This window comes from Streptococcus sp. 21.1, assembly GCF_016648635.1.
In the GTDB taxonomy this organism is placed as follows: domain Bacteria; phylum Bacillota; class Bacilli; order Lactobacillales; family Streptococcaceae; genus Streptococcus.
Genome location: NZ_JACLQL010000004.1, coordinates 1 through 13,869 on the forward strand (window position 1 = coordinate 1; position 13,869 = coordinate 13,869).

Annotated in this window: 13 protein-coding genes; all 13 read right to left on the reverse strand. The window is 36.5% G+C overall.

The window, feature by feature from the left end:
• Positions 1-372: 372 nt before the first annotated feature.
• The 13 genes from tgt to H7U01_RS03970 all read right to left on the reverse strand — a co-directional run bounded on the left by tgt (position 373) and on the right by H7U01_RS03970 (position 13,837).
• Positions 373-1,515 carry a tRNA guanosine(34) transglycosylase Tgt gene (tgt, locus tag H7U01_RS03910; protein ID WP_037600045.1) on the reverse strand — a complete coding sequence of 381 codons (1,143 nt, stop codon included), beginning with the start codon at positions 1,513-1,515 and terminating at the stop codon, positions 373-375.
• Positions 1,516-1,719: 204 nt separating this feature from the next.
• Positions 1,720-1,854: a 50S ribosomal protein L34 gene (gene rpmH, locus H7U01_RS03915; protein WP_002885866.1), complete on the reverse strand. Its 135-nt coding sequence runs from the start codon at positions 1,852-1,854 to the stop codon at positions 1,720-1,722.
• Positions 1,855-2,048: 194 nt separating this feature from the next.
• Positions 2,049-2,612, reverse strand: coding sequence for an NAD(P)H-dependent oxidoreductase (locus H7U01_RS03920; RefSeq protein ID WP_064523422.1), 564 nt, complete (start codon positions 2,610-2,612; stop codon positions 2,049-2,051).
• Positions 2,609-3,205: a TetR/AcrR family transcriptional regulator gene (locus H7U01_RS03925; protein WP_064523425.1), complete on the reverse strand. Its 597-nt coding sequence runs from the start codon at positions 3,203-3,205 to the stop codon at positions 2,609-2,611. Before H7U01_RS03925 ends, H7U01_RS03920 begins: the two co-directional genes overlap by 4 nt.
• A gap of 105 nt (positions 3,206-3,310) precedes the next feature.
• The gene (jag, locus tag H7U01_RS03930; RefSeq protein WP_064523428.1) at positions 3,311-4,354 is read right to left on the reverse strand and encodes an RNA-binding cell elongation regulator Jag/EloR; all 1,044 of its coding nucleotides are present in this window, start codon (positions 4,352-4,354) and stop codon (positions 3,311-3,313) included.
• 11 nt (positions 4,355-4,365) lie between these two features.
• Entirely contained in the window at positions 4,366-5,172 is an 807-nt protein-coding gene (locus H7U01_RS03935) for a membrane protein insertase YidC (RefSeq protein ID WP_064523431.1), read from the reverse strand.
• Between the two features lie 114 nt (positions 5,173-5,286).
• A complete protein-coding gene (rnpA, locus tag H7U01_RS03940) occupies positions 5,287-5,622 on the reverse strand; it encodes a ribonuclease P protein component (RefSeq protein ID WP_037601516.1) in 336 nt (111 codons plus the stop codon).
• Between the two features lie 84 nt (positions 5,623-5,706).
• Positions 5,707-7,092: an argininosuccinate lyase gene (argH, locus tag H7U01_RS03945; RefSeq protein ID WP_002891959.1), complete on the reverse strand. Its 1,386-nt coding sequence runs from the start codon at positions 7,090-7,092 to the stop codon at positions 5,707-5,709.
• 326 nt (positions 7,093-7,418) lie between these two features.
• Positions 7,419-8,618: an argininosuccinate synthase gene (locus H7U01_RS03950; protein ID WP_201041164.1), complete on the reverse strand. Its 1,200-nt coding sequence runs from the start codon at positions 8,616-8,618 to the stop codon at positions 7,419-7,421.
• A gap of 941 nt (positions 8,619-9,559) precedes the next feature.
• Positions 9,560-10,303, reverse strand: coding sequence for a response regulator transcription factor (locus tag H7U01_RS03955; RefSeq protein ID WP_049545218.1), 744 nt, complete (start codon positions 10,301-10,303; stop codon positions 9,560-9,562).
• A 1-nt stretch (position 10,304) separates the two neighbouring features.
• Entirely contained in the window at positions 10,305-11,621 is a 1,317-nt protein-coding gene (locus H7U01_RS03960; protein ID WP_021144662.1) for a GHKL domain-containing protein, read from the reverse strand.
• 23 nt (positions 11,622-11,644) lie between these two features.
• On the reverse strand, positions 11,645-12,925 hold the full coding sequence (locus tag H7U01_RS03965; RefSeq protein ID WP_073950620.1) for a hypothetical protein: 1,281 nt from the start codon (positions 12,923-12,925) through the stop codon (positions 11,645-11,647).
• 21 nt (positions 12,926-12,946) lie between these two features.
• A complete protein-coding gene (locus H7U01_RS03970) occupies positions 12,947-13,837 on the reverse strand; it encodes a hypothetical protein (RefSeq protein WP_014635088.1) in 891 nt (296 codons plus the stop codon).
• Positions 13,838-13,869 lie beyond the last annotated feature (32 nt).

The window sequence follows — 13,869 nt, forward strand, 5'->3', positions numbered from 1 at the left end:
ATTCTTGTAAATTGACAGGTTATAATTTCTTCTATCATAACCCTGCACTTGGTTTCTTATTCAGTTCTCAAAGGTCTTTGCCTCTCTTAAGACAACTCCTATATTCTAGCAAATCTAGAATAACTTGTCAACACTTTTTTGAAGTTTTTTTACTTCTCGTGTTCGCCGCCCCTTCCGAAACAGCTTATTTATAATATCATCTCTGACTTATTTTGTCAATAACTTTTTTAAAGTTTTGGAACCTTTTCAAGTTTGTGGCAAGTCTGTTAAGACAACTTTTATATCCTATCACCCAAATCAATACTTGTCAATAGGTTTTTTCAAAAAAAAAAAAAATAAAGCAGTACAATTATGTACTGCTAAATAAATTATTTAAAAATTTCTTTTACTTGCATTATAACCATATTTTTCAATGAAATCTTGGCGAAACTCAAGTAAATTGTCATCTATAATAGCTTGTCGTACCTTGGCCATTAAATTTACCAAGAAGTAGAGATTATGATAACTAGTCAGACGAATTCCAAATGTTTCATCTGCCTTCAACAAATGTCTCACATAAGCACGTGTGTAATTCTTACATGTATAACAATCACACTCAGGATCTATTGGACTAAAATCTTCTGCATACGCCGCATTTTTTACCACGAGACGCCCTTGACTCGTCATACAAGTTCCGTTACGAGCAATTCGAGTTGGAAGAACACAATCATACATATCAACGCCACGGATAACACCGTCAATCAAACTATCTGGTGCTCCTACTCCCATGAGATAACGTGGCTTATTTTCAGGTAGTAGAGGTACAGTAAAGTCTAGTACGGCATTCATCTCTTCATGAGTTTCTCCAACCGCAAGACCTCCAATTGAATAACCTGGAAAATCCATAGAAACCAAATCCTGTGCAGATTGTCTACGAAGGTCTTCAAAACCTGCTCCCTGCACAATTCCAAATAGGCCTTGATCATGTGGACGACGGTGTGCTTTTAGCCCTCGTTCTGCCCAACGACTTGTCCGTTCAATAGAATTTTTCACATAATCGTATGGTTGGTAAAATTGAGGACATTCGTCAAAGCTCATCATAATATCTGAACCGAGATTGTTCTGAATCGAGATCGCTTTTTCAGGAGATAAAAACATCTTACTTCCATTAAGGTGATTTTTAAATGTTACACCTTCTTCAGAAATATTGCGTTTTTCTGCCAATGAATAAACTTGGAAACCACCGCTATCTGTAAGAATCGCTTGATCCCAATTCATGAATTTATGGAGTCCTCCAGCTTTAGCAACGAGCTCATCACCAGGTCTTAGCCATAAATGATAGGTATTGGCCAAAATAATTCCTGAACCCATCTGTTTTAATTCTTCAGGGGATTGCGTTTTTACTGTAGCTTGGGTGCCTACAGGCATAAACATCGGCGTTGGAAAAGTTCCATGAGGCGTGATAATTTCCCCCAGGCGTGCTCCTGTGTGTTTTTCTTTCTTTATAAGACGATATTTAATAGGAAAATCAGTCATTTATACTCCTTACATTAGGAAAAACAGTCCTAAGTATTTTTTAGTCAGTGGTCATTATCCACAACCGCTTTAGTTTATCAAAAATTACAAGAATTGTCAGCTCTATATTTTCAAACTCTCGATGAATACCATCAAACACCAACACTAACATTCATAGCAAACAAAAAAACAACAGTCTCGAGCACTGTTGCTTTCAATAATGTCTTAAGCTGAAAGAACTTTACGTCCTTTACGACGACGAGCTGCAAGAACACGACGTCCATTTTTAGTTGACATACGGTGACGGAATCCGTGTTTACGTTGACGACGGATTTTACTTGGTTGATAAGTACGTTTCACGTTGAATACCTCCTGATAGATTTTCGTATTCGTTTAGCCGGCTATTTTTGATCAGTTACTAAACATACCATACTATTTTATAGCAATAGCTTAATCTTGTCAAGAATTACTTAGATATTAATTTCATTATATCTTTGAAACCCGAAGGCTAGTGATAATTGTAGTCTACAACGCAACCCCATAGCATCGCTTACTCATAACCTTCTTGCTAGTTTAGCTATTTTCTTGAGCACCTCTTTTCGCTTATGGTCACCCATATACTCAACAGGTGAAATCTGGGTAACTTTGACCGATTTAATACCACAAGGTTTTAGGACTTGAAATTTTAGAACTTTGCTGTAATCTTGAACTAAAGGTAGAACTATCTTTGGTGTATTGTGGGTTGTAATAATCCAAGCTTTCCCAGTCAGTTTACCATCCAATCCACGGGGTGTATTTTCATAGGCAAAATTAGCAGCAAAGACGCGTTCAATAAATCCTTTCAAGATAGCCGGCATTCCACTCCACCAAATTGGAAAAATAAAAATCAACTGATCTGCCCAAATTATTAAATCTCGATAGTCTTTCATAGCTACATCGTGCGCTAGGTCTCTTCTCCTATGCGTTGTATCAAAGCGTAAAACAGGATCGAACCGCTCTTTATACAAATCTAGAACCTTTAACTCATGTTTAGACGATAAATTCTCCTTGACTGTCTCTAGTATAGAGGCGTTGTAGCTCTTAGAGTTTGGATGCGCGTAGATAATTAAGATTTTCATTGTTTCGCTCCTTTAACGTAGATGTCTAACATAGTACTAACAGTCTCTTCAATAGTGTTACTATTGAAATTATCACCAATAGGACTCCTTACCAAAACAGCTAATCCAGTAATAAAACTCCAGATATGAACTAATATTTCTGTCTCACTACCAGAAATGTTCATTTCACTTTTTAGCTTCAAAACCACACTCTTAAAGTGCTCAAATCCTGGTAAATGGGCATTAACAGAGATACTGTTCTGGGTTAGTTCCATATAATTGAAAGGAAACTTAATAAATAAGGCCTCAAAACTGTTTGTTTCTTTTTGAGCAAATTCCACAAAATTATACCCCATTAATACTAATTGATCCCTTACATCAAGAGAAGAGTCTATTCCTTGTGTCAGATATTTCAAAAAGATCTCAGATAAACGCTCTAAAACTACCTGAAGATATACACCCTTATTTTCAAAGTGCTTATAGGGTGCTCCATGGGTGATTCCGCATTTTTGAGCCACCGTTCGGATAGATAGTTGATCGATCCCTCTTATTCTTATCTCCTCAATTCCAGTTGTGATTAACTTTTCCTTCAATTCAGCAGTATTACGTTTCATTTTGACTCCTATTTACATATAAGTATACACTGTCTACTTTAAATTGTCAAAAAAAAACTAGCCTTCAAATAAGACTAGTTTCTGTAAACAATAACGCTATTCTAATTATACTTTTGTCACAACAACGTAACGATTAGGATCGTCCCCTTCCGAGTGACTTTCAACCCCTTCAATTTGAGAAAGTGCCTTATGGATAATTTTTCGTTCGCTATTCGTCATTGGATCCATAACATACTCTCGGCCTGTTTCTTTTACTTTAGCTGCCGTTTTTTCTGCTAAATCAATCAGAGTCTCTGTGCGTTGCTCCAAATAATCACGAACATTAAGAACAACACTAAAGCGTTTAGAATGACGATCGTGCAAATAATTTTGCGCTAAAAGTTGTAAAGACTTGAGAACCTTGCCATGATAACCGATAACACGACCAGGCTGGTCTGTTTCAATCTGAATGATAATATTGCGACGATTGTGACTAACCTCTAGGCTAGCATCAACATCCATTTCATAGATAATTTTTTCGAGATAAGATAAAACATCATCTGCAGCAGCTTGAATATCTTCTAAATTATTTTCAGAAGAATCATCTGAACTAAACTCAGATGCCACAAAATCACTGAAATCTCCTTCTGGAGTTTCCAGAGTCTGAACTTTAGCGATCGATTCTAGTTGAGGTTCAAGCGAACTTGCCATAAATTCTGTAGCATCCTCTTCTGATGACTCACGTTTAACAGATAGAGGAATAATTGTTGCCTTTGGTTGCTCCTGTTTCTTATCTAGCAGCTCTTCACCAAGGTGCTCTGTAGACACTGGTTGCTTTAAGTTTTCTTGTGCAATTTCCTTATTATCTGAAACCGTAACGAGTTTTGTCACTTTATTGAAAGCAATCGTTTCGTCTTTTGGACTTGCGACAGAATCGTCGAATTGTTTTATAGCATCAGGAGCCACTTTAACGGTGTTTTGATCTGCTTCATGAGCTATCTTTTCATTTATTGGTTCAACGCTAACTCGAGCTGGCTTCTTTCCGAACCCTAAAAAACCTTTTTTCTCACGAGAAATCACCTTAATATGAGCCCTCATACGGGGTAAATTAAGATCTTTCAAACCTTTTTCAATAGCTTGTTCGACTGTTCGTCCAGAATAGACAACCATAATAAGCCTCCTTATTTACGTTTATGCGCCTTTTTCTTGGCACGACGAATCTTAGCTTTACGTTCTTTTTCTTCCGCTTCCAAACGATTACGTTCTTCGATGATTTTAAACGGATTATTAAAAACCAAAATCTGAATAACTTGGAAGGCGTTTGAAACCGCCCAATAAAGTGCTACCCCTGAAGAAATCTGAGTTCCAAACCAGAAAATAAAGATTGGAAGCATGATATTCATAACAAGAAGCATTGCACTACGATCTTTAGCTGCCTTATTGGTCAACCAAGTTGAAAGGAAGGTGAAAGCAGCCGCCAAAATCGGAAGAATAAAGTAAGGGTCTTTCTGACCTAGGTCAACCCAGAGGAATGTTCCTTCTCGCAATTCTGGCACTCGCGTGAGTGCTCCATAAAGAGCCATCAAAATAGGAAATTGAATCAAGAGAGGAACAAAGCTTGCGTAAGGATTTACACCATGCTCTTTATAAAGATCTTGTTGTGCATAAGCAAGAGCTTCACGATTCTCGCGTCCAGGATACTCACTCTGCAAGCGACGTAACTCTGGCTGCAACTCTTGTAGTTCACGGCTTGACTTAATTTGGCGATTATAAAGAGGAATCATTACCGCACGAATTAAGATCGTGAAAATGATAATCCCTAATCCAATGGAACCTCCGAATGAGAGCCCTTGAATAGCCTTCCCAAACATTAAAATGAGACGTTCCCAAAGGCCTGTAGAATGACTTGTAACATCACTTCGTCCACATGCGGACAAAAGTAAGAGAACTCCTGCACCTAAAACAGATAAATTAAGTTTTTTCTTCACTAAAAACTCCTTTTTAATACGATAAAGAACTGCTTGCTTCCATTCATTAAGACTATCTCAAAAATCAGGAATGATCTTAGTTTATCCTACAATATAAAGAAGCAAAATAATTTTCTAGTCCTTATATAACTTTGCTATTTTTAAGACATGAACGAGATTGCTATAAATGTCTTGATAACTTAAGTCTTCGACACCTTTACGAGCAATAACGACAAAATCTTGATGTTCTAACTGAGATGACATGTCCATCAGTGCATGTCGTAGACGACGTTTTACCCGATTCCGAGTAACCGCATTACCAAGACGCTTACTGACCGACAAACCTACTCTAAAATGAGGCAGATCACGATTCAGACTGTAGACAACAAATTTTCGATTAGCAACACTGTGTCCCGCATCAAATAATGCTTTAAAGTCTTTCTCTTTCTTAACGCGATAAGATTTTTTCAAAATGCGACTCCAAACTCAAAATTAGTACTATTATATCATAAATAGCAAAAAAGCCCAAAACCTTATGGTTAGGGCCTTAGAGACTTATTTTTTTAGAGCTTTTTGAGCTTCTTTGATTTGCCATTTAACCTGGTCAAAACCAGTTCCACCAAGGGAATGACGACGTTCAACAGCTGTATGAGATTTAAGCGTCTCATAGATGTCCTCTTCAATTAAATCTGAAACTCCTTGATAACGTTCGAGAGGAACATCCTGAAGATAATAACCAGCTTTGGTACACTCAAGGACAAGTTTTCCAACAATCTCATGTGCTTCACGGAATGGAAGTCCTTTAGACGCAAGATAATCAGCCAACTCTGTAGCATTTGAAAAATCTTTCTCTGTTGATTCTGCCATATGCTTGTCGTTAACAGTCATTGTATTGAGCATACCTGCGAGAATATCAATAGCAACAGTAATCGTTTCTACCGTATCAAACATACCTTCTTTATCTTCTTGGAGATCTTTATTGTAGGCTAAAGGTAATGACTTCATCACAGTCAATAATCCAATCAGATTGCCATAGACACGACCTGATTTTCCACGAATTAGTTCTGCCATATCTGGGTTTTTCTTTTGAGGCATAATGGAAGAGCCTGTTGAAAAAGTATCTGATAGAGTCACAAACTTAAACTCGTTAGAACACCAGTTAATGATTTCTTCACAAATACGTGTCATATGCATCATTAGAATACTTGAGTTTGACAAGAATTCGAGAATAAAGTCACGATCAGAAACAGCATCCAAGGAATTGCTATATGGCTTTGCGAAGCCCATTAAGTCAGATGTCATATTACGATCAATTGGGAAAGTTGTTCCTGCCAGTGCAGCAGCTCCAAGTGGAGAAATATCCGTATGCTTGATATTAAATTCAAAACGTTCGGCATCACGTGTAAACATGTTGTAATAAGCCATCAAGTGGTGACCAAAAGAAATCGGTTGTGCATGCTGCAAGTGGGTGTAGCCTGGCATAATTGTGTAGGTATGTTTGTCTGCTAGGTTGACTAAAGTACCACGTAAATTATCAAGCTTCTCAATAACTTCCACTAATTTAGCTTTCAGATACAAGTGCATATCCGTTGCCACTTGGTCGTTACGTGAACGTGCTGTATGAAGTTTTCCTGCTACTGGTCCAATTTTAGCTGTTAAAAGGCTCTCCATATTCATATGAATATCTTCATTGGAAACATCGAATTCTAGTTTACCAGCCTTATATTCCTCAAGCAGCTCTTCCAAGCCCTGTTTAATTTGTAAAGCTTCCTCTTTAGTAATAATTCCTGTCTCACCAAGCATAGTGACATGGGCAATAGACCCTTTAAGGTCAAACTCTGCCATCTTTTGGTCAAAGGAGATTGAAGCACCAAATTCTTCTACCCATTTTTCAAGACTAGCTTCGAACCGACCGCCCCATAGTTTATGATTTTCTGCCATAGTTTTATTTTGAAGATTTCCCTACACTGAGATAATCTTCCATCCTTTCTTAATACTTATAACAAGCAACGACCTCTTAGGTCACAATAACTTAAATGAAAAAAGCTAGATAGTATTTGTCTAGCTTAATTTGTCTCTCTGGACACTTGTTTTCCTAAATCTCGATCTCTGTCGTAGTTTATTTAGGCTCGTGACGCCTCTCAGAACGCCTTAACGATAATAATATAAGTTATAAGAAAAGAGTATCAGATGTGGCTCCCTGTCCACTTTTATCTGATATTAAGAATTTTCCTTCTCATATCCTGCTTTTCTTATGAAATCTGTCATTAATTGTCAAACGGATGGTTAACTTGAGAATTTACCTGTGTTGGAAGCCCCCAAAGCTTGATAAATCCAATCGCAGCATCCTGATCAAAGCTGTCCGCTGATGTGTAAGTAGCCAAGTTTTCATCATACAATGAATTAGCTGATTGACGTGCTACTACTTGAGCATGCCCTTTGTAAAGTTTTACTTTAGCGATACCATTAACAACTTTTTGTGTTTCCTTAATATAAGCAATGATAGCTTCTGTTGCCGGACTAAACCACAAAGCATTGTAGATAAGGTTTGACAATTCATTTTCAAGAATTGGTTTGAAATGAGAAACTTCACGTACCAAAGTTAGGTCCTCAATTTCTTTATGAGCTGTCAAAAGCGCAATAGCTCCTGGGCATTCATAAATTTCACGTGACTTGATACCCACAAGACGATTCTCAACGTGGTCGATACGTCCAACACCATGTTTGCCAGCAATAACATTCATTTCTTGGATAAGGTCAGCCAATTTCATTTCTTTACCGTTAAGGGCAACTGGTTTCCCTTCTTTGAAGGTTACATCGACATATTCAGCTTCATCTGGTGCAGACTCTGGTGAATTAGTAATTCCAAAAGCTTCTTCTGGAGCTTGATTCCAAGGATTTTCAAGAACACCACACTCGTTAGCACGTCCCCAAAGGTTTTGATCGACTGAGTAAGGATTATCAAGGTCTGCTGGAACTGGAACACCATTAGCCTTAGCATACTCAATTTCTTCCTCACGAGACCATTTCCATTCACGCACTGGCGCTACTACTTTAAGACTTGGATCTAGGGCAGCAATGGCAACTTCGAAACGAACTTGGTCATTACCTTTACCAGTACAACCGTGAGCGATAGTTGTTGCTCCTGTTTCATGAGCAATCTCAACTAATTTTTTAGCAATAATTGGACGGCTAAGCGCTGAAACCAAAGGATATTTTTGTTCATAGTAAGCGTGAGCCTGAAGTGCTGGAAGCACATAGTCTTCAGCAAACTCATCTTTGACATCAAGCACGTATGACTCGATAGCTCCAACTGTCAAAGCTTTGTCATGGATGAACTCAAGATCTTTACCTTCACCGACATCCATACAAACAGCGATAACATCGTAATCTTTTTTAAGCCATGTAATAGCGACTGAGGTATCAAGACCTCCCGAATAGGCAAGAATAACTTTCTCTTTTGACATAATATTTTCTCTTTTCTTATATTTTCTTACGGTTGCTATCTCTATCAACCTTACGAGATTTATTATATTGCATATTTATTCACTTGTCAACACTTTTTTGTTATTTTTTTATATTTATTTCGTTTTTATTTGTTTTTATTTACTATTTTGACCTAAAAAGTGCCTAATTCTTAATTTTTATTGATTTTTATGCAAAAGGTGATGAAAAATAAAAAACACTTTTGAAACTATACAAATAGATTCAAAAGCATCTTTAACTATTTATCTTCTAAAATGCCAAAAGGCCTGTACAAAGTACAGACCTTTTGAACAACAGCATCATCGGTAGAGAACACAACAGCAATTTTAGATAGAATGAATGAGGGAAATTATTATGTTTAAGGGACTAACTTAAACCATACATTCTTCTTGCTCTCTAACCTTGATTACATTATAGCATGCAATCCCCAAATGTATATCTTCATTTCCTAAAATGTCGAATTTCACTCACAGAATGTATTTTTTTATCCTAATCTGCACTAATCCCCTTAAAAACAAAAAAGGCTTGATTTCTCAAGCCTATTAATTTCTATAAAAAAGATATGTAATTGGACGAGCGGCCAATAAAAAATGGGGATTAGGAAAAAGTTATATAAAAGTACATTATTTATTTTCATAAAGTGTATGTAGATTTCAATAAGATTGACGATGTCTCATTTCCGAATCACATATCTTGATTACATAATAACTTTTTTCAATTTAATTGTCTACACGATTTCATAGAATGTCGTTTTTTCATCCTGAACTGCATTTTTTTTAGTTATTTTTTTATAAATCTCTAAATTCCATCACTAAAGGACATCTATTTTGTGTTTTTACAGAATTTGCTCACCTATAAGATAATCAATCACCTATAAAATAAACACATGCTTTTTTAGACTAAAAAGAACATTAGTCGATGACTAATGTTCTTTTACATCTGACCATTTTTTAAGCAAGGCCTTCATTTTCAAACGTGAAACTGGACAAGAATCGCCATTCTCAAAGTAAATCATCAACTGACTCTTATCAATACGAGAAATATTATCCAAATTAACTAAAAACGAACGATGACAAGAAAAGAGTTTTTTATTCACCGAAGTAATATCTCCAAGATTGGCATAAAACTCCAAACGCTCTGTTTTGGTAATCAGCATCACCTTATGAGGTGTCACAGCAGTCGCAAAATAATAAATATCTCTCATAGGGACTTGGATTCGAGACTGTGCTGTTTCAAACACAAATATCTCATCATCATCCACATCTCCAACTTTTTGATTTACAAAAGTCAATGTTTGTTTTAGTTGTTGTTTGAACTCTGCATTAGAAACTGTCTTATCAATAAAATCTAACGCAGAAACCTTGTATTTAAAACTAATCGGTGCAAACTCTGAGTGAGTTGTCACAAAAATAATAACCGCATTAGCATCTTGTTGGCGAATTTCTGAGGCGACTTCTAGCCCCTTCTTTCGCTCACCATCAATATCGATATCTAAAAGGAAAACCTGATGGTTGCCCTTTTCATTGATACTGGACAATAGTTTGTGAGGTTTAGAAAAAACTTCAAGTTTTCGTACGGAAAACGTGCCCTCTGAAACCAATTCTCTGATGATGTCACTAATACGTGTTTGCTGCATTAAGTCATCTTCTAAAATGTATATATTCATATTAGGGCCTCATTTCTAGTATTTGCATCATTTTATGATTCTGACTACGGACAGAGAAGGACGTGTTCGGATAACGTTCCAAAATATCTTGAACAGCATTAACACCTATACCACCCTCAGGATGAGAAAGCTGGGTACTCATCATTGAAAGTGGCACTTGCTCTTCTGCAATTGTACTTTCAATAATAAAACTCTGGCAATCCTCTTCATCAAAATAGGCCAGACTAATAAAACCTTCACTGGCTTTACGAGCACCATCAATAGCATTATCCATGAGGTGACCCAAAACAACAGCTAAATCTAAATCAGTTAGATAGTTATGAATCACTGGATCTGGAATCTCTGCATGAATATTGAGGCGATGCATCTGAGCTTCATGATATTTTGATGAAAGTAGACTATGAATACTTGGATTTTGGATATTATCCAAATCAGTGACCTGAGTTGAAAAACTATGCTGATCTCGATTGACATAAAGATCAACCAAATCTTTTTTATAAGAACGAATATCCCCTGTTCTTTCAATATCTCTCAGATTATTAAGTAGGAAATTATAGTTAGAGCGAACATGCATCAAGTCTCTATACAAACCTTCTACCCTAGTATTCTCACGCTTCAAATCATCAAGATAGTTAGCCTGCTTCATCGCTAAATCCTGCTCTATTTTCTCCTTAGCAAACTGGTTTACAGCACCAAGTACAAAGAGGAGTAAGTAGAGATATCCCATTACTAATGGCAACCTAAATCTACTCTCAAGATGTAACTCTGGAAAATAAGTATCAAATGTCGACACTAAAAAGATAACTAAATAATAAAGCAAAAGAAGCATGTTGACCAAACCCAGACGGTTCTTTTTTTCTTGTTGGGCAGCAACTTTCAAGATATCTGTAAAATCTAGACGTAAAATAAAATCTACTATTCTGACCGTCAACATGACGAAGGAAAGTGGTACCATAGACCACCAAATATTAGTGTTTAAAGTATCAACAGTTATGCCAAGTATCGGTGGAAAGAAGAAAGTAGCCAAAAAACGTCTTGCCAAATCGACTAGTACCACTGGGTAAAAACCTAGAAAAAAGCGCTCTACGGAGGTGACACTTTTATTCAATTGGTAACTAAATGTCAATGTTACAATGGCTACTAAGGGAGGTACTATGCCTATATAGCGTCCAATGAGTTGTCCCCAAATGCATAGAGCAACATCAAATAACAAATAAAGTATACGATTTTTAAGATTAGTGTTTTGTCCACCAATACGTAAGTAGATATCCCAAATAATGATAAACATCAAAATTTGAAATAGGATGTTACCCAGCATAGTTATCCCTCTCCTTTCTACGATTATAGTCCTACCGTGACAATTTGATAGGTTTTAAATAATTCTTTTTTATTTGTTAAACCGATACCGTTTGACCAGCAAAACTGGGCAAAATCACGACTAATAGCCAGACTACCATCGAGTTTCGGATCAGCTTCCTGATTGGTATTCTCAAGAATAAAGCTGAGATTACCATGCTCATTCTGTTGAATAAGGAAACCAATATCTGTCTCCGGCTCCTTGGCCCAAAGTTTTTCAGCTAAATTCATGCAACGTTCTAAAACTCCAATAAGAACTGCAATATTTAAATTGTTAGGATAAGCATCAACATTGACATCCAGCCTAACGGTGATACCTTTTTGTTCCAAAGGAATGATTTGGTTTACAATCCAACTTCTTAATACCGGATAAGGAATCTCAAACAGAGGAGCCAACTTATCATTTAAGTCCAAATTATCAAGTTTAAGATGATTCAAATGCTCATGATAAACGGATAAAACTTCTGATAATTGATTTTTAGCCAATGGGGTCTCAAGAGCTACCAAAAGACTCTCAAAATCTTTTTCAATAGGTTTTACTTTTGTAAAAAGATCCTCAATATGCTTATTATAGACTTCCAAGTTATAGACATAAGTCTCCACAGCTTCCTTACTACGTTCTCTGACAAATTTATGAGAATAGCGGTTCAAGGTTGTTACCATTAGGAGATAAACTGCCATCGCAATAAAAATTGGCCCTCCCACATCACTACCTGTTGATACCAAAAGAGTACTACAAATAATGTAGAGTGCAAAGGTCAGATCAACGGCTATCAACAGACGTTCACGACCACGTGAATAAATCAATTCCTTGACCTTATCAACATCTGAACTGGAAAGATAATTGATATAGAGAAAGAATGGGTAAATCATCACATAAGATAACAATTTAAGCAAGAAGTTTTCTTGAATCTCACCCAAGGTCATATTTGTGAACAGATTATTGAATACATAAAATGGGGTAAAAGTCGCAAATAAATCTGTAAAAAGAACCGAGAAGGCTCCAAAAAAGAGGCTTGCCCAGAGCGTCAAACGATGTTCCCGCCGTTCCTTTAAGGCCAAAGCTAAAAAGATAACAACTTGATAATAGAAGCCATCACCTTTACCAAGTGATACCACTATACCTAAGAGACTTAAACAAAATACTTTCCAGTAAGCTAATGTGCTCCTTGTTAGTTTTTTATAAATAAACCAGGTAATATGAAAACTAATAATCTGAATAATACTATTTTCAAGGGATACCATGGTCCAAAGCTGTAAGTTCATGATAATATTTCCTGTTTATACTCAAGAGACATTTTCGTCATCTTCTTCAATGAGTTCTTGACCTGCCTTTTTCAAAATATCCTGATAGGTTTGTTCAATAAGGTCAAAATCCCCACTATCAATACTTGTCTGCATACTAATGAGTATGTTTTCATAATCATGTTTAAACGAACGTACACTCTTATAGGCAGTTTCGATTTTTTCATTATAAGCTTCCAGACTCCTCAAGTGCTCCTCTTGTTCTCTGAGAATTTTGCTATCTCGTACGTCTTTACCGTAGGAAACAAAACGAACAAGAATATACATGTGTATAAGGAAACCAACCCAAATATAAATTTGAGGGTAACCTGGGAGGTAGGTCTGACTCAGAAGCAAGGAGAATATCTCCTGTTTAAAGAGGATAAGCAGATAACTGATAATTAAAATAAGATCAACTTGCAAGAGCATGCTCTTATATTTATCCTGCAAGTCCTGATAGGGTTCCTGGAAGAAGCTATCTAAACCAAACATTTTTTGCAAGCCTAGAAAGAAGGGAAGAACAACACTATCTACAGCCAGGATTCCTAAATGGTTTGGAACCAACTCGACCGGCTTATTAAAGAAAACTCGGAAAAGATAAAAACTAAAGAAACTTGTAATCAAAGTCCAAAAGACAGGGGCAAAGAAAGCATAAAAATACTTTTCTTCTCGTAGAGCCTGAGGTTTTTCAATAAAAATAAAGACTAGGAGATAGATTGCATCTGGAATGTCAATTTGCCATAGCACCTTGGCTAACCACTTAACGGCAGTTACTACGATTACATAAGGAATGTAACGGTAAGTAAAAACATCTAGATAAGCCATTCTAGCTAAAATCACAAGATGTGAAACGACAACAACCAAAGCAATAAGGCCATCAATCGCAAGTTGCATATGCTTTTCCCCTTTCTATTTCCCTTATCCTA